The organism is Parasphingorhabdus sp. NYA22 (genome assembly GCF_976973735.1).
This window is the reverse complement of record NZ_OZ333477.1, coordinates 1,271,215-1,297,275: the sequence shown is the minus strand read 5'-3', so window position 1 is coordinate 1,297,275 and position 26,061 is coordinate 1,271,215. Positions and strand designations below refer to the sequence as shown.

Genomic DNA, 26,061 nt, shown 5'->3' with positions numbered 1-26,061 from the left:
TAACCGATGGCTGATACGAAGAACGAAACATCCACTGCCCCGGCAGGAAAAGTAACCGGCTCGCTCTCTGCTGATGCGGCTTATGCTGCAGCGGCCTCCGCGACCAATATTTCCGACAAACCGGCTGCAGAAACCGCGACCGTCGAGAAAGCCGCAGCTGAACAAGCTCCGGTAGTGACAGATACCAAAAAGCCGGTGGCTCCCGCTGCTAAACCGGCAACAGCGGCAAAGCCTGCTGTCAAAAAAACCGCAGCAACCAAGCCGGCAGCAAAGAAGGCCGCAGCGAAGCGTAAAGTCGCTGCGAAGCCAGCCGCCAAAACCACATTGAACAAAACGACCAAAGGAACCAAGAAAATGGCTACCACCAAAACCACCGCAACCAAACGCGTTGTGAAGAACACCAAAGCCGCCAACACCAAGGCTGCCAACACTGCCAAGAAAACTGCTGAGCAGATGGGCTCGCGCTTTGAAAAGCTGACCGCCGACGCGCAAACCCGCGCCAAAGCAGCTGCTGAACGTGCCGTTGCACTGTCGAAGAACGCCGTTGAATTCAACCGCGAAAATGTTGAAACCCTGCTCGAAAGCGGCAAGATCGCTGCGAAGGGCGCTCAGGAAATCGGCAAGACCAACGTCGAATATACCCGCGAGAATTTTGTTGAAGCCAGCCGCGCTCTGCAGGGCCTGTTCAGCGTCGCGACACCGAAGGACATGTTCGCAAAGCAGGCTGACTATGTACGCAGCGGCCTGGACCGGGTGATGGACCAGACTTCGAACAATGCCGATGCTGTCGTCAAGCTCGCTGGCAAAGCCTATCAGCCGATTGCTGATCGCGTCAGCGAAATCCGCAAGGAACTGAAAGCAGCCGCTTAAGCCGCTTCTTCAACCGATCAAAAAGGGCCGTTCCGCTGGAGCGGCCCTTTTTATTTGTGCATTATTGACACGGGTCACCGCAAAAGCTTCCGAAACTATCAATCCGCCACTTGCCCTCGAGGGTAAAAATACCATATCCTGAGGCTAATGATGAACCAGCAGATTCTTTCCCCCTTCCATAAATTCATTCGGCAAATCCCTGCCGGCAACCAGCCGGTCATGGGCGACGATGCGGACAAAGGCTCCGGTGACGACGATGACGACACAAATCTCGGCATCGCGACCAAGACCAGAGCCAAGACCAAAAAGCCCAGCCCCTATAAAGTCCTCATTCTCAACGACGATTATACGCCGATGGAATTTGTCGTCCTGGTGTTGAAGCGATTTTTCAACATGGACATTGATGAGGCCACGCGCGTCATGTTGCATGTCCACCAGAAAGGCGTCGGGGTCTGCGGGACGTTCAGCTACGAAGTCGCGGAAACCAAAGTCACTCAGGTGATGGATTTCGCCCGCAAAAACCAGCATCCGCTGCAGTGCACGCTTGAGAAAGCCTGAAAATAATCAAGGAAGTTCCCATGTCCGATATACCTGTCATCACTATCGACATCGTCTCCGATGTTGTCTGTCCATGGTGTATCATCGGATATAAGAAGCTTGAAAAAGCGATGCAGCAATTCGAAGGCAAGGCCCGTTTTGAACTGGCTTGGCATGCCTTTGAACTAAACCCGTCCATGCCGCCGGAAGGCCAAGACATCAGCGAACATATGGCTCAAAAATACGGCGCTACGCCCGAGCAAAGCAAAGCCAATAGAGAGCGCCTGCGTAACGCCGGTAGCGAGCTAGGTATTGAATTCAGCTATGGTGACAAGATGCGGATGGTGAACACATTTGACGCCCACCGCCTGCTCCACTGGGCCGGAGAGACCGGCAAGCAGACCGCTCTGAAACTGGCTTTGTTCAAAGCGCATTTCACGGATGGCAAGGATGTCAGCAATCATGATACCCTGGTATCCGTCGCAGCGTCAGTCGGTCTGGACGAAAAACGCGCCCGTGATCTGCTCAGCACCAACCTCTTTGCAGAAGAAATACGGGCGACGGAAGCCGAGTGGCAAGACCGTTTCATCACCGGCGTACCGGCCTTCATCTTTAACAAGAAGTTCATGGTGCCAGGCGCCCAGGAAGCGGAAGTTTTTGCCAATATTATTGAAAACAAGCTGCTCAAAGAAGCCGCTTAGCCCGGTTATTTCTTCGGCGGCATCGGAAAGAATCCGGAAGTCCGTTCAATATACTTCACATAGTCCGGCCGGTTCTGTTTCAGGCTTTTCTCCAGCAACGGTGCGCCGCTCCACTTCATCAACGTGAAGCTCAGGAACAATGGGCCGATTGCGGCTAGCCAGACGGGCCAGCCCATCGGCGCCGCGACCAGCCAGATCCCCCACCAGGCGCAGAAATCTCCAAAATAATTGGGGTGGCGGGTATATTTCCACAATCCGCTATCCAGCACCTTCCCCTTGCTGGCCGGATTGGCCTTGAAAGCTTTGAGTTGCATATCGCCTATGGTTTCAAAACCGATGCCGATCACGGCAATCACAGCACCGATGACGGAAATATATGACAGGCTATCGGCACCCGCCAGCAATATACCGAGCTGAGCCGGCAAGCAGACGATGAACAGCAACGGGATTTGCATCGCCCAGGCCTTGAGTAGAGCCGCTTTTGCGAAGCTCATGCCCTGCTTCTCCATCGCGCGACCCATGATCTTTTTATAGCGAGGATCGACGCCTTCCTTGCGCCAGCGCAGGAACAGATGCGTTCCCAGCCTGATACCCCAAAGCGCAGTGAGTGCCCAGATCGTGTAAGCCAGTGATCCGGGGTTTTCGGTCTGCATGAAAGACGCGCTGGCCATAACAGCCATGCCATAGGCCCAGAAGGCATCGATGAAGGATACGTCCCGGATACGTATTGAAATCAACCACAGGATGATCATGATGGCGACCAACAAGCCGAAATTCAGTCCGAGGGCTGCGAGCACGTTCAACGGACCTCTCCTTTATCAAGTTTGTCACCGGCTGATCCGGGTTCGGTCGACACAATATCGCGCATCGCTTTGTCGGGATATTTAGGTGTCACGCTATAATAGAAGTCGCTGAGCTTCCGCATGTCATCTTTGTAGTTTCCGGAAGGCATGAAGGATGGACCCAATCCGCCGCTGCGTTTCGAATAGTCCATCAAACCGATTATCAAAGGCACTTTTGCCTTGAGCGCGATGTAATAAAAGCCTGTCCGCCATTCTTTCACGCTACCGCGCGTGCCCTCTGGCGGAATTGTCAGCAGAAAATCTTCGCGCCGCTCGAATTCTTTGACCATCGCGTCGACCATATTCTGCGATTTTGACCTGTTCACCGGAATGCCGCCCAGGCGACGCATCATATCGCCCCAGGGTGGTTTGAATAACGTGTCTTTTCCGATCCAGTAGGATTTGATCTTCAGTTTATTGATCAGCCCGAAAAAATAGAGAAAGTCCCAGTTACTGGTATGAGGCGCGGCAATGATGACGGCTTTTCTTGGTGGCGGATTTTCCTGAACGGCAGACCATCCGTTTATTGTAAACATGAAGACAGAAAATCGACGAACAATTTCCGACAACCAGTTCGGTTTAATCTCGTCGTGCACACATCCTCCCTCTCGCGGGATTGAGCGCCGCGTTTGCCAGAAGACCATAAGTCTATTTTCCGGCTGCGCAACGAAAGATGTCCGTTGGTGCAATCGTCACCGTCACTTGATGCCGCGATTGCCTGCAACAGATATTCGGGCTCGCCTCAGTTTTGGCCGCTACAGTCCGTCTGGCACAGATCTGCTTCTTCATCCTCAAGTTCGATCTGGATAGTGATATGGTGGATCGAGAATAGCATATTCAGCTCTTTCTGCACGGAGGCCAGAAAACCTTTACCCGGATGTCCCTCTGGCAAAACCAGATGCGCTGTCATCGCCGTCTCGCTCGTGCTCATCGGCCATATGTGCAGATCGTGCACGGCCTGAACGCCAGGCAAAGAAGCAAGATATGCCATAACTTCCTCGACATCGATATCCCGCGGCACACCTGCCAATGACATATGCACGGCTTCAGACAACAGCCCCCATGTGCTCCAGAAGATAATCGCGACGATCAGCAGGCTTATCAACGGATCAATCCAGTTCAGGCCGCTGAAATAGATCGCGATGCCGCCAATCACCACTCCTGCCGACACGCCGGCATCGGCCATCATATGGAGAAAAGCACCGCGGATGTTGATGTCTTCTTTCTGGCCGCGCACGAAAAGCATGGCAGTCCCGAAATTGATGACAATGCCGAACGAGGCGACAACGATGACTGTGGTTGACGCGACCGGGCTGGGCGCGCTGAATCGTTCAATCGCCTCCCAGGCGATGGCGCCGCAAGCAACCAGCAGGAAAAGCCCGTTAAGCAAAGCAGCCAGAATCGATGATCCGCCGAGACCGTAGGTAAATCGTTTGCTGGGCGGCCGTTTGGACAGTTCCGCGCCAGCCCAGGCAACGGCTAGCCCGAGAACATCAGACAGGTTATGACCGGCATCAGCCAATAGTGCCATGGATCCGGCCAGCAGGCCGAATATGACCTCTACGACAATATATATGATGTTGAGGGAAATTCCGAGCGCGAAGGCACGGCTGAAATTCGTCGGCATATGGCCATGCGCGCCGTGGCGGTCGTGATGGCTATGGAAAACATGGCCGTGATTGTGATGATGACCTGCGGACATCGGCGCTCCGACTATTGCAATGCGAATGTTCAAATTTTCGATTACACGGATTAGTCAGAGCGGTCTATCATCTTTATACAATATTTTCCGTATGTTATATCATCTAGTGACGACCTGATGTCGAGATCAGTCGACAATCAGACCGATCGCCAGATAGATTATAACTGCGGAACCAAAGCCAAATATAGTTGCGAGAACGAATATGATACGCAGCAGATTGGCGTCCATTCCACTCCAGTTGGCCAGTCCGGAGCAGACGCCCATCAGCTTGCCATTGGCTTTGTCGAGTTTCAGTTTATTTTTCATGGGTTGTTTGCTTCCTTGTCTGGACGAGACGGGTTCCGGCCAACTGCCGGATGCGGATTCCGAGTTCTTGTTTTGGCTGGCCATCAGATCACCACCGAAGATGCATTGTTAATGGCGGGCAGAATGCTGGCGCCGATAAACAGGGCTGCTGAAACGGCTGCGGCAAAAGCGGCGGAGAAAGAATTCTGAAGATTGATTGACATGGGCTGTGCTTTCCTAGGTTGAATTGGACTTAAGCGACGACCGATGCGGCGTTGCTGACTGCGGGGCCGACACTGGCGCCCACAAATATGGCGGCAGAGAAGATTGCGGCTACGGCGGCGGAGATGTTGCTGGAGACATTCGAGAACATTTTGATTTCCTTTCGGCTTGAAACTGTTTTCGCATCGTTGCGAAGATGTCTGATACTTTGCATGAGCCGTGCCAGTTTATATATTTGTGTATATTCCAATAGGTTGCTTCAATCTCGCAGCCCACGGAAAATTGCCTTAAACCGAATTTTGGCGGTTTTTCCCAAATATTGGCCAACGACTTCCTCGGATCAGATAGAACATATACCCGCGCCGAATTTGCTTCTCATCACAGTTGCCGAAAGCTAGTGACCAGCCCTGTCATGACCTTGTCACAGCTCACTCTGCACAACTTTCGCAACTATCCGGAATTGCGTTTGAATGCCGCCCCTGGGTTCATGGTGTTCAGCGGTGCCAACGGCGCAGGCAAGACCAATATACTGGAAGCGGTGTCGCTGCTCGCGCCAGGCCGTGGCCTCCGCCGCGCTTCGCTCCGCGATATCGCCAGCCAGAATGGCCCCGGCGATTTCGCCGTCGCCGCACAACTGGATGATGTTCATCTAGGAAGCGGCACCAGCATAGATGCGCCCGAACGGCGCAAAACCCGGATCAACGAGGCAGCTGTACCGACCAACGATCTGGGGGAATGGCTTTCGATATTGTGGCTGACACCCGCGATGGATCGGCTTTTTACAGAGGGCGCGTCAGGGCGCCGCAATTTTCTCGACCGGCTGGTGACAGCGCTAGAGCCCTCCCATGCACGGAACTGCGCCCGCTACGAAGCCGCCCGGCGCGAACGCAACCGGCTTCTCGCCGATGCATATTCGGCGGACAAGGACTGGATCGACGGCTTGGATGTGCAACTGGCACAATTTGGCTCGCTCGTCGCAGAAGCCCGCAACCGGATGGTTTCCGCATTGAACCAGCGGCTTCGGCAATCAGACAGCCAGATATTCGCAACACCGGCGGTGGAACTCGCCGACGGGCAGTTGCACGGTGAGCAGCAACTTCAACGGATGCTACAACAAAACCGGTCCGCCGACCGCGCAGCCGGTCGAACCATACGGGGGCCTCATCGAACCGACCTCAACGTCTTTCATTCGGCGAAACAGCAACCCGCCGACAAATGCTCGACCGGCGAACAGAAAGCGTTGCTTTTCTCGATCATCCTGGCGCACGCGGATCTGATTGCCGAACGGCGCGACAGCCGGCCGATATTGTTGCTCGATGAAGTCGCAGCCCATCTTGATCCACAGCGCAGAGCAGCCTTGTTCGGCAAGCTGGCGGAGCGTGGGGGGCAAGTCTGGCTGACTGGTACAGAACCGGAACTATTCCGCGACATACCGGAAAACGCGCTGCATTTCGAAGTCTCGGACGGCACTGTCACGCCGAGGTAGAGACTCGAACGGATGGGATATGGTTTACGAGTGATTCACGATGATCATTAGCTTAGACTTTCCGCCATGCCTCTATGCCCGTTCGGATGAACGCAACGGCTCTCAAAAACATACTGATCACTCTTCGCAACGCGATCATTCCCATGCTGCTGGTATTGCAGGCGATCATGATGCCCGCTCCGGCGCATGCGAATGACTATTTGCAATGCGTTCCTTTTGCCCGCGAGCTCAGCGGCATAACAATTTATGGCGACGCCCATAGCTGGTGGGATCAGGCGGACGGAAGCTACCAACGCGGAACTATGCCCGCGGAGGGTGCGGTCCTGTCCCTGCCCAGCCATGGATCAATGAGGCTCGGCCATGTCGCAGTGGTTCGCGAAATTGTCGATGAGCGCACGATCCTGATCAGCCATGCCAACTGGTCGCCAATCAATGGCCGGCGCGGCCAGATCGAGCGCCGTGTTAAGGCCAAGGATGTCTCAGAAGACAACGACTGGAGCAGGGTCCGAATCTGGTATGCGCCGATCGGCAAGCTTGGGACCACGGCCTTTCCAGTCAATGGCTTCATCTATCCCGCGAAACCATCCAAAAAAGCCAGCCGTCAATGGGCATCTTCCAAACCGCAGCACAGCAGCAGACGGCCCAGTCGCCCGCTGTTTGACCGCAGGTTGAAAGCGGAGCTTGCCCAATCCGCCGTTCAGGAACGGCCGGCCGATACGGAACCCAGAGACTTGATCGGGGAATTGCTGGACAGAGTGGGCAGCTGAGTCCAGATTGAAGCGACATGCTTCACACCGGTACACACATATGATCACGTCCCTGCCCTCATGCCTCGTCATTCTTGCCGGTGGCCAGTCGACCCGCATGGGCAGCGACAAGACGGTCATCAGTTTTGAAGGACAACGGCTGATTGACCGACTGATCGACAGATATGCCGGCACAGCGGACCGGATATTGCTCTCGGCGCGGGAAGATTACGGGACCGGGCTGTCAATCATCAACGATGACCGGGATGCGCCGGATGGTCCGGTCGGCGGCATCTTCTCGGTCGCTGCCGGTCTGCTGGAGATGCAGTCCGCTATCGAAGGCTTTGTCACGGTCCCGGTCGACGCGCCTCATGCACCCGTGGACCTGATCGACCGGCTATCGGCGAGCGGCAGTTGCGCCGTTGCGCGGGACCAGCAGCGCGTCCATCCGACCTTTGCCTACTGGCGCTGCGATATCGTCAATGCCGTCCGGGCCACCTATCAACCCGGCGAGCGAGCGCCGTCGCTGCAATGGCTCGCCCGAGAATGTAGCGCAATATCGGTGTCTTGGCCCGACGATCGGCCATTCATCAACATCAACCGTCCGGAAGACCTGATCGCCGCTGGGGGCGTCAAAAAAGCCGGCGCTTGAGGGGAAGCACCGGCTTTTTTTGGCAGCGATGATCACTGCGATTTTTTATCAAGCAACGATGTGCCTAGTCGAGGCGACGGATTTCCGTCTTGGTCAGGCTGGTGACCAGCTTGCCCTCGGTGTTGGACAGGGTCGAAGCTTCGATCCGCCGTACTTTGCCCTTGTAGATGACCAGAAGATCGCCAGAGTCCAGTACCCGGTTCACTTTAGCGACGCTCGCGCCAGTGGCATCGAACAGGCGGTCGTTGCGCTCTGCTTCGGCAGCGGAAGCTGCTGGGACGGTGAAGGACAGCGCGGTTGCCGCGAGGATCAGGGAGGTTAGTTTACGCATGGTGTTACTCCATTTGGTTTGAAAATTGTGGGGCGACTATGACCGAGCGATATTAAGTTGCAATATGAAATGCTGCACCTGCGAGTTGCATTTTTGCAATTGACCGGAAAACACGTGCAAAAAGTGGAACCACAAGCCTGTTGCCCCCTCCTGTCGCTTGTGCAATCCTCTACCCAATTTGCTAGTCTTATGAGGTTTACATGATCCGATATGCCGTAACGCTCGCCCTTGCGACTCTTCCTGCAGTCACGCAGGCCCAGCAAAATGATATGATGGCGGAAATATCGGCCCTGATCGATACCCGTTCCGGAGAATCTGCAAAGACGGCGCGCCAACTGTGGGAATGGGCGGAAGTCGGCTATCAGGAGCAGAAATCCAGCGATCTGCTCAAACAGACGTTGAAAGCCAACGGTTTCAAGATCGACTCCGGCGTCGCAGACATCCCGACCGCCTTCACCGCCGAATTTGGCACCGGTGGACCGGTGATCGGGATCCTGGCGGAATATGACGCGCTGCCGGGCATCAACCAGGATGCCCTCGCCACCCGCACCCCGATCGAGGGCAAGGGGGCTGCCCATGCCTGCGGCCACAATCTGTTCGCCGCCGGGTCGCTGGAAGCCGCAATTGCAATCAGCAAATGGCTGAAGCAGAGTGGCACGCCGGGGCGTGTGCGGCTCTATGGCACACCGGCCGAAGAAGGCGGCAGCGGCAAGGTCTATATGGTCCGCGCCGGTCTGTTCAACGACGTCGATATCGCGCTGCACTGGCATGCCGCTGATGAAAATTCCGCAGCCGCCCGCACGACGCTGGCCAACCGCTCGGCCAAATTCCGTTTCCGCGGCGTTTCCGCCCATGCCGCCGGCGCCCCGGAAAAGGCCCGCTCGGCGCTCGACGGCGTTGAATCCTTCAACATGATGATCAACATGATGCGCGAGCATATACCGCAGCAAAGCCGGATCCATTATGTGATCACCGAAGGCGGAACCGCCCCCAATGTCGTGCCCGACTTTGCCGAAGTGTTTTACTATGTCCGCCACCCCGATCCGGCCGAAGTCGATGCGATCTGGACACGGCTGGAAGATGCGGCGCGCGGCGCGGCGATGGGCACCGGCACCAAGGTCGACTGGGAAGTGATCCACGGCAATAACCCGCTGCTGGTCAACGAACCGCTGGCGAAGATGATGGACGCCAAATTGCGACAGGTCGGTGGCGTCACTTATACGGCCGAGGAGCAGAAATTTGCCGAGGGCATTTACGCCAGCTTTGACAAGCCCGGCCATGCGCTCGGCAGCCAGGAAGAGATTCAACCTTATAATGTATCGCTCGGCTATGGCTCGACCGATGTCGGCGATGTCTCCTACGCAACGCCAACCGTCGGTCTGCGCACCGCGACTTGGGTCCCGGGCACCTCGGCGCACAGTTGGCAATCGTCTGCAGCGAGCGGCATGTCGATCGGCTTCAAGGGCACCCAGGTCGCGGCCAAGACGCTGACGCTGGCGGCGATAGAGCTCTACACCAACCCCGAGCTGCGCGCCGAGGCCAAGGCCGAGTTCGACAAGGCGCGGGGGCCGGATTATCAATATAAGTCGCTGCTCGGCGACCGCGATCCGCCGCTGGATTACCGTAAATAGTCGGGGCACGTGAGTCGACGTCATGGCGAGAGTTTAGGTCATGCGGTCGGGTGTAGGACAGCCTGTTTTGGCAGCCGGCCGAATAAATGCGCGGTCCCTTTGAGCAGGGCGTTTATTGGACTCACACGAAGACGCGAAGCCGCAAAGCGACTGCGCGGCTTCTTTAAACTCTTCGCGACTTTGTGTCTTCGTGCGGGCCGGACTATTTTTAGGGCTCGCCGCGAACTTTACACAGACGTCTACTTTTATTTTCTGCGACCTTTGCCCCAAAGCCGCAGATTTCCGGGATTTGTTGGGCCACAATCTTGGGCCTAGTGTAACCTTTGAAATCGCCGCGCAATCCTATGCGCCTGTTCGATGCGGGCGCGCGGCAGGGTCTTCCGCTTATCCGGATTGTCAAAGAGCCTGTCCCGCGCACGTCGAGGGGCCAGTGGGGACAATAGATGATTGGACTGGGTGTAGGAAAGCTTTATTCCGGTCACCAGTTTGGGGTTTGATCAGAGAGTTCCGCTGTCGGGGCTTCCCACCAAATTCAAGGCAGGTCGCGCAATGTTGCGATATAGCGCGTGCCTTCATTGCCTGTTTCGCATTCAAGCCCGGCCTTGGCTGTGGCGGCGAAGGCATCAAGAAAGCGTCGTCCCTGGGCACCGTCCCGAACATCCTCGGGAAGCCCGATGCCATCATCTTCGATAGATAATATCGCCTGCTCATCATCTCCGGTCAGGGAGATCGCGATCACGCCGGATTCGCGTCCCTTGAACGCATGTTTCACCGCATTTGTGACGACTTCATTAATGAGCAACCCCATCGCCGATGCGCGGTCGCGCGACAATTTGCAGGGCATGGTATCGATCCGGATCACGATGCCGCCTTCCAGAGCCAGCGCGTTGCCGACCTCCTCACAAAGCTGCTTGATAAACTGGTCGAATTGCACGACCGCAATATTATCGATTCCATAATGGAGGTTTTCATAGGCCTTTGACAGGCTAAGCACCCGGCCGGCCGCTTTTTCCAGAGCGAGTTTGGCGTCCTTATTTTCGGTCTCATGCTGCTGGAGACGCAGCAGGCTGGTGAGGATTGCGAGGTTGTTCTTCACCCGGTGATCCACCTCGCGCAGCAACATTTCACGTTCTGCGATCCGCTCCTCCCGCTCGTGTAGCAAAACGCGAACATTCCGGCGGGCAAACTCCGTCAGACCGATCAGCAGCAATCCGGTCACGATATTGACTATCGTGCGGGGTCCGTCAGAGATATTGGCGAAGGTGAAGCTCCCCTGATACGGAACAATCGCGTACCATGTGACGATGGATGTCAGTATCAGAACAAGTAAACCAGCGCGGAAACGGCCAATCAACGTGGCGATCAGCATGGCAGGGACATTGAGCGCATAAGGCGCGGCCCCCGGGTAGATCATATCGACCAGAAACCGCATCAGAAGTGCAAGCAGCGTGCACCCCACTCCTACAAGCAACTGGGTAATCAATTCCGGCAATTTCGGTGCGTGATCGATCGCATCCAGCTGGGTAATTCTTTGCATGTCGATTTGATTAGTCGCAATCGCAATTACCAGCAATTGCAAATCGACTGGGGGACATGCATTTTGTCGGGCGGGAAATCCCGTTCCAGACCTGAAAATGCATAGGAAGCGGGGAGCAACGAATAATCGGGGACTCGGCCATATACTGGCCTCGCGCGAAACCGCTAGGCGATCGGATGCTTGCTCGAAGCCTTGGTGCCTTTATCACTTCGTGCGCGCCTGCCCCTTTTTGTGGCTCACGGCAAAGTTTACAGAAACGTCTGCTTTTGTTTTCTGTCACCTTTGCCTCATCGGCGCAGATTTTCTGCCTTTGCGTGCCGCCAGCCTGGGGCCGAGTGTGACCTTTCAAATGGCTGCATAATCCAGCACGCTTGATCTATGCAGGCGAGCGACAGGGTCATCCGCATATCCAGATTGTCAAAGAGCCAGCCCCGCGCTTGTCGTGGGATCGGTGAGGAAGATAGAGAATTGGGGCGGGTGTAGGAAAGGAGTTTTCAGGTGTTGAGGTTGAGGATTGTTGCTCCGGTCAGCGTATTGCTACCCAATGTGGCGCGAACACCGCCCGAACAAACAACATTTCATCCCGCGCTTGCCCCTTCTACACCCGAACCTGCTCGGCCTCCGTCGCCACCGGCATCCATTTTTCCAACACTCTGCCCAGATCGTCCTTTATGATCGGCTTGCCCAGATGTTCCTGCATGCCGGCTGCGTGGCAGGCCTTGATATCCTCCTGATAGGCATGGGCGGTGATGGCTATGATCGGCAGCGCTTCGTTGGTGACACCCAGCCGGCGGAGCTTGCGGGTCGCCCCCATGCCATCGACATTTGGCATCTGCAGGTCCATCAATATGATCGAATAGGGGTCCTCGTCGTTGATCGCCTGCTCGATCTTTTCAATCGCTTCGGCGCCATCCTCGGCGATGTCGGGATAAGATCCGAGCTGCTTCAAAAGTGCCGTTATCAGCACCCGGTTGATATCATGATCTTCGGCAACCAATATCCGTGCGTTTCTGGCGACCTTGTCCGGTTGCTGTTTCTTGTCGACGTGGCAGGAGGACCCGGCGGTGAGCGGGTCGGCCTGAGTTGTTTTGAGAAGCTCAACGGAATAGCCACCGGTCTTTTTCTTGATCGTTCATCATGTACGTCAGATGGGCGACATTATTAATATCGGCTGCTTTGCACCGGCACAGACGCCAGCGAATGCGGGGGCTGTTGCAAAGAAAAAGGATGACCCGAATTAACGGACCACCCTCTGTCGTCGGCTGTGATTAGCGGGACTAGCTGAAAGCCGGTTCCAGCGGGCGAGAGACTTTCATCTCGCCGGCTATTCTTGTCCGACTTTCGCGCGGTGGCCTGTTCATCCCCGCCAGCTTTCCGTCGAGATAGCGGGCGCGTTTCAGGCGCTTCTCGCGGGTCAGGAAGGGGTTTTGCGGCGTCGGCAAGGCGTCGACATTGGCCGTAAAATATCCTGCGGTGCGGGCCAGATCTGCTTCCGCCAGATAGGGTCTCGGCGCTGCTGCGACACGGCGCTCGCCGAGGGCTACTCCGCGACTTGCCTTGCCGGCCGGTGTTTCAAAGGCCGGCAGGTCTGCGACAAATTGCGCGAAGTCCGCATTGGTTGTCGCCTTGCTCTCCAGCGTCCGGGCCGTGACCTGCTCCATATCCGCCGCCGGATCGGTTTCTTCCTCAACCAGATCGTGGCGCTGATCGGAAATGGTCGCCGCAGTCAGCGAAGCAGGAAGGGGATCGTTGCTGCGCGGCTCGGTTGGTGCCTCGCCTTCGCTTTTACGCCGACGACTGACCGCATAGGCGCCTGCACCGCCAACGCCCAGCAACGCTGCCAGTGCGGCAAGCAAGCCCCAGTCGGCGCCGGCTTCACCGGAGAGGGCATCGGGCGATGCCGCAACTTCCGGTGTCGGCTGAGCGGTCGGGATCGCCGCAACTGTGCCAGTCGCGCCTTCTGTCCCGATTTCCAGAACTGTCGGCATTTCGGCAACGGCGGTAGCCTCTAGTGCGCGATTATCGACAGCAGGACTCGCGCTGCCGGAAGCCCTAACGGGCGTTTTGACGGAAGCTGCTGCAGCTTTTGCCGTGGCCGCCCTGCGCGCCTGCTGCTCGCGCTCGATCTGCGCCAGCGCTTCGGGCGCTACGGTTTCAGCGTCGAAGCCGCCCTTATTGGCCAGTTCATCAGCCCGCTCCTGGCTGACGGACGGCATAGTTTCCGCTTTGACAGCCGGTGGGCTGCTTGCCGGTGGCGCTGCGATAGTGGGAGCCATCGTCGGCGATGCCGTTGGTGCAGGCTGCGGGCCGATTACCGGCGGTGCCTGTACGGGCGCGGTCATGGCTGGTGCTGTCATTTCCTGGGCCTGCGCGGGCGCCGCGGCCATTCCGACCGAAATCGCCAACATGCTGATCATGGACAGGCTGCCAGCCGCCTTGGCCGGCAAACCGTGACTCAGGGACACATTGATGCTTTTGGTCATCTTGATGCTATTGGTCATTTCATTTCTCCTAATGTGGTGAACAACAAACCCGCCAGAACGAGCTTGGTATCCCTCCACAGGGACAGAATGAGCCATAAAAAGAGACGAACGGAGTTCCTGAACGCCCTATTCATTCGGCGTTCAGTGAATTGAGGCGCCGGTTAAACTGGGGTTCATCCAATTATAGTGGATTTAGTTACCAGTTTACGGAATTTATACTGTTATCGATCGCGTTTTACACAGGTACAGTCACTTAACATGACCGCTATGCCGATATATATATCGTCGAAACAATATAATGTTATCTCGGCAAAATTTTGACCTGATCGCCAGGAAAGTGAAAATAGGCACCCCCGTCACCATCGGCGGTAAACTTGACCAGAACCTCCGCTATCCGGTTGCATGTCTCAATCGGCCAAACCTCGTCCCAACTACCCGTATAGCGGACACCGAATAAATCTGCACCTAGGCCTTCCTCTTCGGATTCAATGCGGATTACGCCCAATTTGAATTTGTCAGCAATCTCGCAACTGACGCCTGCGCGGTCGAGCGCGATATAAGCGGCGGCCCTTGCTGACGGAAGCGCATCACTGATCAGCGAGTCTGATGCATAAGATATGCCGCGATTGACGCGAATCGTTTTCAGGCTGTCGTCTGTATCCTGCATCACCATATAGCGGACCTGAGCGGCATCACATCCCGGCATACGGACAATCAAAGTCCAGGCGTTGCGCATTTGATTGCGGATCAGCGCATTGAAAACAAATCGATCTGCAGTCGCCGGATGAATTCTGTCGATAAAAATCGCGGAACTGGTGCAGGCGTCGTTCAGCCCATAGACCTCTCGCGCGGCACTTTGGATCTGCTCCTTCAACTTCTCGGTGCTCGGCACGGGATCTGCGTCGTTCCATTCGTTGAGTTTTTGAAGAAGCAGAGGATGTTGAGCCTGGCCCGGGCTAACGGGATAAAGGCACAAAAAGAGCAACAGCAGAAGTTTTCTCATCGTCGACAGTTTCCTAAGCTGGTTATGGATTGCGATGGGAGCACGGAGGAAAAGGCAATAATCTTCGAACCCCTGACCTTCACTCCCACCAATAAGCCGCGCGCTTTCTTGAGCCGGTGACAACCTCGTTCATCGTCAGCGGATCGTATAGCCGTCCATTGAGCATCACGAGGTTAATTTTGTCGCTGTTGCGGATGTCGGCGGTCGGATCGGCGTCGAGCACCAGCAGGTCGGCGAGCTTACCGGTTTCCAGTGATCCGATCTCTGTGGCCATACCCAGCGACTGGGCAGAGACTATCGTGCCGGCCGCCAGCGCTTCTACCGGGCTCATGCCGCCACGGACGAAGGACCATAGTTCCCAGTGGCTGCCGATGCCGGCTTGCTGGCCATGCGCACCGATCGAGACTTTCACGCCGGCATCGGCCAGCTTTTTCGCTTCACGGGCATTGTCGTCATCAACGAAGTTGCTTTCCGGCGCTTTGGTCCGACGGACTGTGTCTGCGGCCAATATGGTCGGCGGGGTGTGGACGAGCAGCGGATTTTCCCAGACGTTGGTGGCCTGACGCCAATAGGGATCACCGGCGAGCCCGCCATAGCTGACCACCAGAGTCGGCGTGTAATTGGTGTCGGACTGCGAGAACATCTGCACGACATCTTCATAGAAGATATCGAGCGGGATATTATGTTCGAGCGTCGAATTGCCGTCGGCGACCAGCGCCATGTCCATGCCGAACAAGGAACCGCCTTCGGCCACGACCAGCATATTTTCCTGACGGGCCGCCTCGACCACCTGCTGCCGCTGTTCGCGGCGGGGCTGGTTGTAGTTTTTGACGCTATTGCCGCCTTGCGCCTTCAGACGGCGGACATGGGCGAGCGCGTCGTCGAGATTGTTGATCTCTGCGTAGACGTCGGCGGCTTTAGCACCATAGACGATCTCGCCGGTCGAGAAAATGCGCGGACCTAGGATCATCCCGGCGCGCTGCATTTCGCTGGCGACAAATATCTCGCTGGCGCGGCTGGATGGATCGTGGATTGTGGTCGTGCCGAGCGCCAGGTTTTGCAGGAGCGACCAGTTCTGCTGCGGCACCAGTTCGTCGCTGCCCTGCGGACCGTGCGCATGGGCGTCGACCAGGCCGGGAATGATGGTCTTGCCGGTTACGTCGACAGTCGCGGCGCCTGCGGGAATAGTGACCTGGCCGCGCTGTCCGACTGCGGCAATACGATTGCCCTGAATGACGATCACGCCATCTTCGATGATCCCGCCCTCGTCGCCCGCCATTGTGACAATCCGCGCGCCGGTAAGCGCAACCGTTCCGGAGGGTTTCTCTGCTGCAATCGTCCGTTCGAGCGACACGCCGCTGGTTGGCGGCTGATATTTGGGCGCATCCTTCGCGGCTGGCGCATTGGGGAACAGCGCGCTGGTCGTGGCGGTATAGACCGTGGGCCCGATGCTCCAGTGGAGCGCCTGCCCGCCCTTGGACCAGTTGATATAGTCCGCGCCATTGGCACTGACCCTCGTGACCGGCAGCGATGTACTGGTCGGACTAACCTCGACCGCCTGGGTGCCGGGCATCAGCGGCATGACATAGGCTTCATAGCTTTGCCGGAAGGCGACATTCAGTCCGTCAGGCGAGACAATATAATCGTTGGTCAGGTCGCCTTTGGCATGGGTGCGCTTTGCTTCACCATTGAGATCAGTGCTGATCAGGACGCGCTGATCGTCCTCGTTCTCGAGCATGAAAATCCGGTCGCTGGACACACCATATTGCGGACCGGCGGCACCCTTGACCACCCGCACAGGTGCACCGCCGCTGGCTGGCACGCGGTAGACGCCATCTTCCACCGACCAGTCGGGCGAGGTCATATAACCACCCTCCTTCATCTCGAAAACGATATTCTTGCCGTCGGGGGAGAAATGCGGACGGGCATAATGGCCGGGCCGGCTGGTGACGGTGCGCGAAGACCCGCCGCCTGCCGATACGGTCTTGATCTGGCCCAGCCCTGCATCGGTCCAGCCGACAAAGACGATCGAACGGCCATCGCGCGACCATGAAGGGAACAACTCGCGTTCCGAACCGCTGGTCAGCCGCTTGGCCGTCCCGCCGCTCATCGGCTTGGAGTAGAGCTTGCCCAGACTTTCAAAAACAACGGTCCGGCCGTCCGGAGATACTGCGGCAAAACGCGGCATTTTGGTGGTGAAACTATCGGGTGCAACCGGGATTGTCGGATGGGGGGCATTGGCGACGCCGCGGGTATCGCTGACCTGAAACGGGATCACTGAGGAGGCGCTGCCGTCAGCCGCTACGCGCCGGATCTTGCCGCCGGCCCAGAAAACGATTTCGCGGCTGTCGGGAGTCCAGTCCATATTCGGATAGACGCCGGTCACCGCCCAGGTTTCCTGCACATCCTGATCGAGATCGTCATAGACCTTGCGTTCAATGCCGGATTCCAGATCTTTTACGTAGAGCTTGGATCTGGTCATCTCGCGGCGGACAAAGGCGATTTTCTTGCCGTCGGGAGAAGGATTGGGACGCACGGACCCGCCGAGGCCCGACACCGCTGTCGTGACTTCACCGGTTTCCAGATCATATTTTTCGATGTTGAACAGGTCGCTGTTGCTGTCCTGCGCATAGATGAACGTACCGCCGGGCGTGATATTCCTCGTGTAATAGACCGATTTGCCATCGGGCGCGTAGATCGGCTCGCCGAGTTCCTTTTGATGCTTTTCGCTGGGTTTCTTGACCAGTTGCACCCCGCCGCCACCGGAGACATGGTAGATCCAGATTTCGCCTGTGCCGAGCGAGCGCCCGGTGGTGAAGTGCTTTTTCGCAACGACATAACGGCCGTCAGGGCTCCAGCTCGGCTGGTTGAGCAGGCGGAATTCTTCCTTGGTGACCTGTCGCTTGTCGCTGCCATCGCGGTTCATGATCCAGATATTATCGCCACCGCCGCGGTCCGAGGTAAAGGCGATGCGCTTGCCGTCGGGCGAGAAACGCGGCTGCACTTCCCATGCGAGGCCCTCGGCGATCCGGGTCGGAGACCCTCCCGCAATCGGCATAGTGTAAATATCACCGAGCAAGGCGAAGGTCAGGTTCCGGCCGTCGGGGCTGACATCGACATCGATCCAGCTGCCCTCGTCGACGTTGATCGGAACCTGCTTGATTGTCGCGCCGGTCGGCGCATTTACATCCCATTTGACCTCTTCGGATTTGTCCTGAGCCAGCGCGGCCCCCGAAATGAACAATGTCGCAAGAACCGAAACCAGACTATATTTCATGTTAATCCCCGGAGAAGAATGTCGTCATTCTGTTCCCTCTAATCCAGTTTGTGACCAGAAGAAACTAGGAACAATATTTACTAATTATGTCTTGAACCCAAAGTGCCGGTGATAGCTTTCCACCACCTGCGCCAAAGTCGACAAGGCCAGTGTCGCCGGGTCCCGCGTCGACGGAATCAGGCCGATCGGCGCGACCATTTGGTCGCTCTCTTCTGCTGGAACGCCAATATCGGCCAGATATTGCAGGCGGAGTTCATGGGTTTTGCGGCTGCCCATTGCACCAACATAGAAGGCAGGTGAAGATAAAGCCTGCTTCATCAATGCCGCCTCCCAGTCATGATCGTGAAAATAAAAAATGCAGGCTGTCCAGGGGTCAGGATCAAGCAGTGGCGTCGCCTGCGGCGTTTTCAGCAGGTCCGCGGTCGTAGCCAAGCCCTCAACCGCAGCTATCACACCGGGGTCTGGTGACAGAACAGCGCAATCGATGCCATAGCTCGTCGACAATCCAACCAGGCTTTCGACCGATGGCCCGTGTCCCAATATGTTCAGCTTGGCTGCTGGAATGTGATGCACCAAAATCTGCGAACCTTCCCGCTCCACCGATGTCCGGTGCGCCAGTTCTGCTTCGCAGCTGATATCAGTGCTTTGACTATCGAGGATGATCGTCAGCGGCATACGAGCTTCAATCCGGTCAAAAATATCGGCTACAATCGCGCGATCCACGATCGGGGTAAACAACAGGTCGATGCCGCCGCCGCACGGTAGCCGGATATCAAGATAGGGAGAGTCGGCGCCAAATCTGATCTCACGCGGCGCGCCGGTTTTGATCACGTCCAGCGCTTCGGCAACGACAGCGGCCTCCACGCATCCGCCGGAGAAAGACCCGGTCGACGAACCATCCTCTGCCACGGCCATATGCGTGCCCGGGTTTCGCGTCGACGCACCCGTAACCGCGGCCAGCGTAATCAAGACCGTTTTCTGGTTCGCTGCCGTTTTTGCCTGCAGAAAGTCGAAGGTGGGCAAAATATTGTTCAAAACTGACTGTCCCGCCGGTTACGGAAATGGATCTGGCTAGCCGGTCCATGCCTCAAACCGGAAAATTGGGCAATCTCCTTGATGTCTGCAGGCGAGAAAGGTTGACCCGCACCGGCTTTGAAGTCAGCCATCGATTTGAAATCGCACCCAATTTCGTCCCAATTAACCGGACGTCCGTAGCGGCAATCGCTATCCGCGCAACGTTTCTTTACCCCTCTGCATAAATCTTATCTTCAAAATGCGTAAAAATCCATCTAGGAGCATCTTAATTACAAAAATCCTATCGAAATATGAGGACGGAATATGAGTTTCCCGCCACGGCAAGGCCTGTACGATTCAAAGAACGAACATGACGCATGTGGCGTCGGTTTTGTCGCGAATATTGAAGGTGAGAAATCGCACCTCACGGTCAAACGTGGCCTCGAGATTCTGGTCAATATTGACCACCGCGGCGCCGTTGGCGCTGATCCGCTTCTGGGTGATGGCGCCGGGATATTATTGCAGATTCCTGACGCGCTTCTGCGGGATTGGGCGAAATCCGAAAACCTGACTCTGCCTGCTACTGGCGATTATGCTGTCGCGATGTGCTTCCTTCCGTCGGATCCGGCCGAAACGGAATATGCCACGGCACATTTCGAGCGTTTCATCGCCAAGGAAGGGCAAGTCATGATCGGCTGGCGCGACGTGCCGATCGACACGACGGGCATCGGTAAAGCGGTGCTCGACCAGATGCCGACGATTCGTCAGGCGATCGTTGGCAGAGGCGAATCGATCGCCGATCAGGATGCATTCGAGCGCAAAACCCTGGCGATCCGCAAGCAGGTGCACAATCCGCTCGATGGGATCGCGGAAAAAAATGGCATGCCCGGTCTGACCGAATTTTATATGCCGTCCTTCTCGACCCGGACAATTGTCTACAAAGGCCTGTTGCTCGCGGATCAAGTCGGTTCATTCTACAAGGACTTGCTCGACCCCCTCACCACCTCTGCCGTGGCTCTGGTCCATCAGCGCTTCTCGACCAACACATTCCCCTCGTGGAAACTGGCGCATCCCTACCGGTTCATCGCGCATAATGGCGAAATCAACACGGTGCGCGGCAATGTGAACTGGATGAATGCCCGTCGCCGGACCATGGAATCCGATCTTTTGGGCGCCGACCTCGACAAGATGTGGCCGCTGATCCCGCACGGTCAATCCGACACGGCCTGCCTGGACAACGCATTGGAGCTGCTGGTCGCAGGCGGCTATTCCCTGCCACATGCGGTGATGATGCTGATCCCCGAAGCATGGGCCGGCGATCCGACGATGGATGCCGACCGCAGAGCATTTTACGAATATCATGCTGCCTTGATGGAGCCATGGGATGGCCCGGCCGCCGTCGCCTTTACCGACGGACGGCAAGTCGGTGCGACGCTCGACCGCAACGGCCTTCGCCCTGCCCGTTTCTGCGTCACCGACGATGGTCATGTGATCATGGCGTCGGAATCCGGCGTGCTTCCGGTCAAGGAAGACAATATCGTCCGCAAATGGCGGTTACAGCCCGGCAAAATGCTGCTCATCGATATGGAGCAAGGCCGGATCATCGAGGACGAAGAGATCAAGGCCGATCTCGCCAAGGCCAAGCCCTATGCGAAATGGCTGGAATCGACGCAATATAATCTGAAAGACCTCGATCTTGACGATCTTGACGATGTCGATGCACCAAAGGCGAACGGGCTGGACAGTCCTGCCGCGCTGCTTGATCGCCAGCAGGCGTTCGGCTTCACCCAGGAAGATGTCACCAAGTTTCTCGAGCCGATGGCGAGCGACGGCCTCGATCCGATCGGCTCGATGGGCACCGACACACCGATTGCGGTTCTGTCCGGCAAGCCGCGGCTCCTCTACGATTATTTCAAACAGAATTTCGCTCAGGTAACCAACCCGCCGATTGATCCTATCCGCGAGGAACTGGTGATGTCCTTGGTCTCGATGATCGGGCCGCGTCCCAATCTGCTCGGCCATGATGCCGGTACGCATAAAAGGCTGGAGGTTGACCAGCCGGTGCTGACCAATGCGGATTTGCTGAAAATCCGTTCGGTTGAAGATGCGCTGGATGGGGCATTCCGAACCGAAACCATCGACATTAGCTGGGATGCCGAGACTGGCGCAGCCGGTCTCGAAATGGCGCTGAAGGAAATGTGCTGGGCAGCAACCGAAGCGGTGCTTGCCGACCGTAACATTCTGATCCTTTCCGACCGCGCCAAGGGCCCGGACCGGATCGCGATGCCGGCCTTGCTGGCAACCGCAGCGGTTCACCATCATCTGGTCCGTCAGGGCCTGCGGATGCAGACCGGTCTTGTGGTGGAAACGGGAGAAGCGCGCGAAGTGCACCATTTCTGCGTGCTCGCAGGATATGGCGCGGAAGCGGTCAATCCCTACCTGGCTTTTGAAACGCTCGAGGAAATTCGCGTTCGCCGCGAGCTGCCGCTGACCACGCAGCAGGTCGAACAAAATTATATCAAGGCGATCGGCAAGGGCATTTTGAAGGTCATGTCGAAAATGGGCATTTCGACCTATCAAAGCTATTGCGGCGCGCAGATTTTTGATGCGGTTGGCCTATCCAGTGAATTTATTGAAAAATATTTCACCGGAACGGCGACGATGATCGAAGGCGTCGGACTGGCCGAGGTCGCGGAAGAAACCGTGAAACGGCATTCGGAAGCTTATGGCGACAATCCGATCTACCGGAATATGCTGGATGCCGGCGGTATCTATGGCTACCGGATCCGCGGCGAAGAACATGCCTGGACGCCGGCCAATATCGCGAACCTGCAGCATGCGGTGCGCGGCAATGATCCGAAAAATTACGCTGAATTTGCAGAATCGATCAACGAGCAGAGCGAACGGTTGCTGACCATTCGCGGATTGATGGAACTGACCAAGGCCAATGAACCGCTAGACATCAGCGAAGTGGAACCGGCGACCGAGATCGTGAAACGCTTTGCCACCGGCGCGATGAGCTTCGGTTCGATCAGCCGCGAAGCGCACACGACGCTGGCGATTGCGATGAACCGGATTGGCGGCAAATCCAATACCGGCGAAGGCGGCGAAGAACCGGATCGTTTCATTCCGATGGCCAATGGCGACAGCATGCGCTCTGCGATCAAGCAGGTCGCGAGTGGCCGCTTCGGTGTTACCGCCGAATATCTGGTCAATGCAGACGATATCCAGATCAAGATGGCTCAGGGTGCCAAGCCCGGCGAAGGCGGCCAGCTGCCCGGTGCCAAGGTCGACAAGAATATCGGCAAGGTTCGCCATTCGACCCCTGGTGTTGGCCTGATTTCTCCGCCACCGCATCATGACATCTACTCGATCGAGGATCTGGCACAGCTGATCCACGATCTGAAAAATGTGAATACCGGTGCGCGTATCTCGGTGAAACTGGTGTCTGAAGTCGGCGTCGGCACGGTTGCCGCGGGTGTGTCAAAAGCACGCGCCGATCATCTGACCATTTCCGGCTATGATGGCGGAACGGGCGCTTCGCCTTTGACCTCGCTGACCCATGCAGGTTCGCCGTGGGAAATCGGTCTGGCCGAAACCCAGCAGACATTGTTGCTCAACGGATTGCGCTCGAGAATTTCGGTGCAGGTCGATGGCGGCCTGCGAACCGGTCGCGATGTTGCCATTGGCGCTCTCTTGGGTGCCGACGAATTCGGCTTCGCTACGGCGCCGCTGATTGCCGCCGGCTGCATCATGATGCGCAAATGTCATCTCAACACTTGCCCGGTCGGCGTCGCGACGCAAAATCCGGAACTGCGCAAGAAATTCACCGGACAGCCGGAATATGTGATCAACTATTTCTTCTTCGTCGCCGAAGAGCTGCGCCAGATTATGGCCGACATGGGCTTCCGCACAATCGAGGAAATGGTTGGCCGGGTGGACCGGATCAACATGAGCAAGGCGCTGCACCACTGGAAAGCGGAAGGCGTCGATCTGTCGCGTATATTGCATCAGGTCGTTCTCGCCGAGGGTGAACCACTGCACCAGACGATAACGCAAGAACACGGGCTTGAAGCTGCGCTCGACCAGGAATTGATTGCGGCCGCCGCGCCGGCGCTGGACAATGGCCAGACCGTCAAGATCGAACGCAAGGTAAAGAACGTCAACCGGACGGTCGGCGCGATGCTTTCGGGCGAAGTTGCGAAAAAATATGGCCACGCAGGCCTGCCGAACAACACCATCCAGCTATCGTTCGAAGGCGTTGCCGGCCAGAGCTTTGGCGCGTTTCTGGCGCACGGCATCTCGGCTGAACTGGTCGGCGATGCCAATGACTATGTCGGCAAGGGCCTTTCGGGTGGCCGCGTGGTTGTCAAACAGCCAAGCCATGTCGATCGCAATCCGACCGAGAATATCATCGTCGGCAATACCGTGCTCTATGGTGCGGTTGCCGGTGAAGCCTATTTCAACGGCGTCGCGGGCGAGCGCTTTGCGGTTCGCAACAGCGGCGCGGTGGCCGTCGTCGAAGGCACAGGCGATCATGGCTGTGAATATATGACCGGTGGTGTGATTGCTGTGCTCGGCAAGACGGGACGCAATTTTGCGGCTGGCATGTCCGGCGGGGTCGCCTATGTTTATGATGAGGACGGCCTGTTCCGTCAGCGGTGCAATATGGCGATGGTCGATATCGAGACTATCGACAATGACGCGGATGATGGTGAAGACACCAGGCCGCCACAGCAGCTTCCGGTCGATGTGAATGATTTTGGCATGGGTGACATGCTCTATCATGACGCTGCCCGGCTGAGGATCCTGCTGGAGCGTCACAAGCTTTATACCGGCAGCAAGCGAGCCAGCGAGATTCTCGACAATTGGGAAGAGGCCCTTGGCCGTTTCGTCAAAGTCATGCCGCGCGATTATTCGGCGGCGCTGAAACAACTCGAAGCCGAGCGTCTCGACGCTATCGTTGCTGCAGAATAATTGAAGAAATTGGAGTAGACCGTGGGTAAAGTAACAGGCTTTCTCGAGATTGATCGCAAAGAAGCGACCTATGCCGATCCAAAGGAACGGCTGACAAACTATCGGGAATTCACGATTCCGCTGCCGGAAAAGGACATCAAGGACCAGGCGGCGCGCTGCATGGATTGCGGTATTCCCTATTGCCACAACGGCTGCCCGGTGAACAATATCATCCCGGACTGGAACAATCTGGTCTATGAAGGCGACTGGAAAAACGCACTGGAATCCCTGCAATCGACCAATAATTTTCCGGAATTTACCGGTCGTATCTGTCCAGCCCCTTGCGAAGCCGCCTGCACCTTGAACATCGATGACGTGCCGGTGAATATCAAATCCATTGAATGCGCGATTGTCGACCGCGGGTGGGAAGAAGGCTGGATCACACCACAGATTGCCGAAGAAAAAACCGGTAAATCGGTTGCGGTTGTCGGTTCCGGTCCTGCCGGCATGGCTTGCGCCCAGCAGCTGGCTCGTGCCGGCCATAATGTCACCCTGTTTGAAAAGAACGACCGGATGGGTGGCTTGCTTCGCTATGGCATCCCCGATTTCAAGATGGAAAAGCATCTGATCAACCGCCGCCTCGTGCAGATGGAGGCCGAAGGCGTTGAATTCCGCACCAGCGCCGAAGTCGGCGTGTCGGTTTCGATGGAATCACTGCAGGATAATTACGACGCCGTGGTCATGTCCGGCGGCGCAGAAAAGCCTCGTACGCTCGATATTCCCGGTTATGAAATGTCCGGCGTTCGCCTGGCTATGGAATTTCTAGCCCAGCAGAACAAGCGCAACGCGGGCGACGATGAAATGCGCGCCGCTCCGCGCGGCACGATTACCGCGACCGGTAAACATGTGATTGTCATCGGCGGCGGCGATACCGGCTCGGACTGTGTCGGCACATCCAATCGTCAGGGCGCCGCTTCGGTTACCCAGATTGAAATTATGCCCAAGCCACCGGAAAAAGAAGACAAGACTTTTTCATGGCCCGACTGGCCGTTGAAACTGCGCACCTCTTCCAGCCACCTGGAAGGCTGCGACCGCGACTGGGCCATACTCACAAAACGCGTTGTCGGCACGAACGGCGAAGTGGAAGGCCTCGAATGTGTTCGGATCGAATGGGTCGACGGCCAGATGCAGGAAATCGCCGGAACCGAGTTCACGCTGAAAGCCGACTTGATCCTCCTCGCAATGGGCTTTGTCGGCCCACGCAAAATGGGACTTGTCGATCAGTCGGAAGTGGAACTCGATGCACGCGGCAATGTGTCTGCCAATGTCGTGGATTATAGCACCAGCAAAGAAGGTGTTTTTGCCTGCGGAGACATGCGGCGGGGCCAAAGTCTGGTCGTATGGGCGATTCGCGAAGGCCGGCAATGCGCCCGCGCCGTCGACCTGCAACTCATGGGAAAAAGCTCGCTGCCTCGCTGATAGCGAAGCTGCGGTGACAGCAGGTGCGTAGCAACTGACAAGTCAAAGCTCACCTGTTTCCGCCCCACAGCGTCAGACTTGAACAATTGTCTGGTCAATTGCGACGATGAACAATGAGCTGGCATCGCCGCAGCCGCTCGTAGGGACACGGTCGCCCGAAAACATGCGAGCCGTAACCTTTGGTTGCGCAACATTCGTCAGCACTCAAGTTTAGTTGCAGATACAGTCATACGCGGCCGATAACAGTTTCTCTCTATCCAGACCGACACTGGTACTTCCCCTCCGAACCTGTTTACCGGCTCCCATC

Annotated in this window: 20 protein-coding genes; 9 read left to right on the top strand and 11 right to left on the bottom strand. The window is 56.8% G+C overall.

Annotation, left to right across the window (positions count from 1 at the left end; genetic code table 11):
- The first annotated feature begins 6 nt into the window (after positions 1-6).
- The 3 genes from ACWFTY_RS06235 (at position 7) to ACWFTY_RS06225 (ending at position 2,108) form a co-directional block, all read left to right on the top strand.
- A complete protein-coding gene (locus ACWFTY_RS06235; protein ID WP_447526493.1) occupies positions 7-870 on the top strand; it encodes a phasin family protein in 864 nt (287 codons plus the stop codon).
- Between the two features lie 219 nt (positions 871-1,089).
- Entirely contained in the window at positions 1,090-1,428 is a 339-nt protein-coding gene (gene clpS / locus ACWFTY_RS06230) for an ATP-dependent Clp protease adapter ClpS (RefSeq protein WP_447526855.1), read from the top strand.
- A 20-nt stretch (positions 1,429-1,448) separates the two neighbouring features.
- On the top strand, positions 1,449-2,108 hold the full coding sequence (locus ACWFTY_RS06225) for a DsbA family oxidoreductase (protein ID WP_447526492.1): 660 nt from the start codon (positions 1,449-1,451) through the stop codon (positions 2,106-2,108).
- Positions 2,109-2,113: 5 nt separating this feature from the next.
- On the opposite strand, the gene ACWFTY_RS06220 is transcribed toward ACWFTY_RS06225, so the two are convergent.
- From ACWFTY_RS06220 to ACWFTY_RS06205, 4 genes are all read right to left on the bottom strand, one after another.
- Positions 2,114-2,905, bottom strand: coding sequence for a DUF1295 domain-containing protein (locus tag ACWFTY_RS06220; protein ID WP_447526854.1), 792 nt, complete (start codon positions 2,903-2,905; stop codon positions 2,114-2,116).
- 2 nt (positions 2,906-2,907) lie between these two features.
- Positions 2,908-3,486: a lysophospholipid acyltransferase family protein gene (locus tag ACWFTY_RS06215; protein WP_447526491.1), complete on the bottom strand. Its 579-nt coding sequence runs from the start codon at positions 3,484-3,486 to the stop codon at positions 2,908-2,910.
- A 206-nt stretch (positions 3,487-3,692) separates the two neighbouring features.
- Positions 3,693-4,652, bottom strand: a complete 960-nt coding sequence (locus tag ACWFTY_RS06210) for a cation diffusion facilitator family transporter (protein WP_447526490.1) — start codon at positions 4,650-4,652, stop codon at positions 3,693-3,695.
- A 126-nt stretch (positions 4,653-4,778) separates the two neighbouring features.
- Positions 4,779-4,958 (bottom strand): PspC domain-containing protein, encoded by a 180-nt coding sequence (locus tag ACWFTY_RS06205; RefSeq protein ID WP_447526489.1) that lies wholly within the window; start codon positions 4,956-4,958, stop codon positions 4,779-4,781.
- 613 nt (positions 4,959-5,571) lie between these two features.
- Between ACWFTY_RS06205 and recF the strand changes: the two genes are divergently transcribed.
- From recF to mobA, 3 genes are all read left to right on the top strand, one after another.
- Positions 5,572-6,645: a DNA replication/repair protein RecF gene (recF, locus tag ACWFTY_RS06200; protein WP_447526488.1), complete on the top strand. Its 1,074-nt coding sequence runs from the start codon at positions 5,572-5,574 to the stop codon at positions 6,643-6,645.
- 86 nt (positions 6,646-6,731) lie between these two features.
- A complete protein-coding gene (locus ACWFTY_RS06195) occupies positions 6,732-7,412 on the top strand; it encodes a CHAP domain-containing protein (protein ID WP_447526487.1) in 681 nt (226 codons plus the stop codon).
- A gap of 40 nt (positions 7,413-7,452) precedes the next feature.
- A complete protein-coding gene (gene mobA / locus ACWFTY_RS06190) occupies positions 7,453-8,043 on the top strand; it encodes a molybdenum cofactor guanylyltransferase (protein ID WP_447526486.1) in 591 nt (196 codons plus the stop codon).
- A 64-nt stretch (positions 8,044-8,107) separates the two neighbouring features.
- On the opposite strand, the gene ACWFTY_RS06185 is transcribed toward mobA, so the two are convergent.
- Positions 8,108-8,374, bottom strand: coding sequence for a hypothetical protein (locus ACWFTY_RS06185; RefSeq protein ID WP_447526485.1), 267 nt, complete (start codon positions 8,372-8,374; stop codon positions 8,108-8,110).
- 200 nt (positions 8,375-8,574) lie between these two features.
- On the opposite strand from ACWFTY_RS06185, the gene ACWFTY_RS06180 reads away from it, so the two are divergent.
- Positions 8,575-10,005 carry an amidohydrolase gene (locus tag ACWFTY_RS06180; protein ID WP_447526484.1) on the top strand — a complete coding sequence of 477 codons (1,431 nt, stop codon included), beginning with the start codon at positions 8,575-8,577 and terminating at the stop codon, positions 10,003-10,005.
- 532 nt (positions 10,006-10,537) lie between these two features.
- Here the strand turns inward: ACWFTY_RS06180 and ACWFTY_RS06175 are convergent.
- The 6 genes from ACWFTY_RS06175 to ACWFTY_RS06150 all read right to left on the bottom strand — a co-directional run bounded on the left by ACWFTY_RS06175 (position 10,538) and on the right by ACWFTY_RS06150 (position 19,340).
- Entirely contained in the window at positions 10,538-11,542 is a 1,005-nt protein-coding gene (locus tag ACWFTY_RS06175; protein ID WP_447526483.1) for a sensor histidine kinase, read from the bottom strand.
- A gap of 598 nt (positions 11,543-12,140) precedes the next feature.
- Positions 12,141-12,539: a response regulator gene (locus tag ACWFTY_RS06170; protein ID WP_447526482.1), complete on the bottom strand. Its 399-nt coding sequence runs from the start codon at positions 12,537-12,539 to the stop codon at positions 12,141-12,143.
- 280 nt (positions 12,540-12,819) lie between these two features.
- Entirely contained in the window at positions 12,820-14,043 is a 1,224-nt protein-coding gene (locus tag ACWFTY_RS06165) for a hypothetical protein (protein WP_447526481.1), read from the bottom strand.
- A 283-nt stretch (positions 14,044-14,326) separates the two neighbouring features.
- A complete protein-coding gene (locus tag ACWFTY_RS06160) occupies positions 14,327-15,028 on the bottom strand; it encodes a hypothetical protein (protein ID WP_447526480.1) in 702 nt (233 codons plus the stop codon).
- A gap of 79 nt (positions 15,029-15,107) precedes the next feature.
- Positions 15,108-18,305, bottom strand: a complete 3,198-nt coding sequence (locus ACWFTY_RS06155) for an amidohydrolase family protein (protein WP_447526479.1) — start codon at positions 18,303-18,305, stop codon at positions 15,108-15,110.
- A gap of 84 nt (positions 18,306-18,389) precedes the next feature.
- Positions 18,390-19,340, bottom strand: coding sequence for an XdhC family protein (locus ACWFTY_RS06150; protein WP_447526478.1), 951 nt, complete (start codon positions 19,338-19,340; stop codon positions 18,390-18,392).
- Positions 19,341-19,643: 303 nt separating this feature from the next.
- Between ACWFTY_RS06150 and gltB the strand changes: the two genes are divergently transcribed.
- Together gltB and ACWFTY_RS06140 are read left to right on the top strand one after the other, a co-directional pair.
- Complete coding sequence (gene gltB / locus ACWFTY_RS06145; protein ID WP_447526477.1) at positions 19,644-24,296, top strand: glutamate synthase large subunit; 4,653 nt, start codon at positions 19,644-19,646, stop codon at positions 24,294-24,296.
- Between the two features lie 21 nt (positions 24,297-24,317).
- Entirely contained in the window at positions 24,318-25,754 is a 1,437-nt protein-coding gene (locus ACWFTY_RS06140; protein ID WP_447526476.1) for a glutamate synthase subunit beta, read from the top strand.
- Positions 25,755-26,061: the final 307 nt, after the last annotated feature.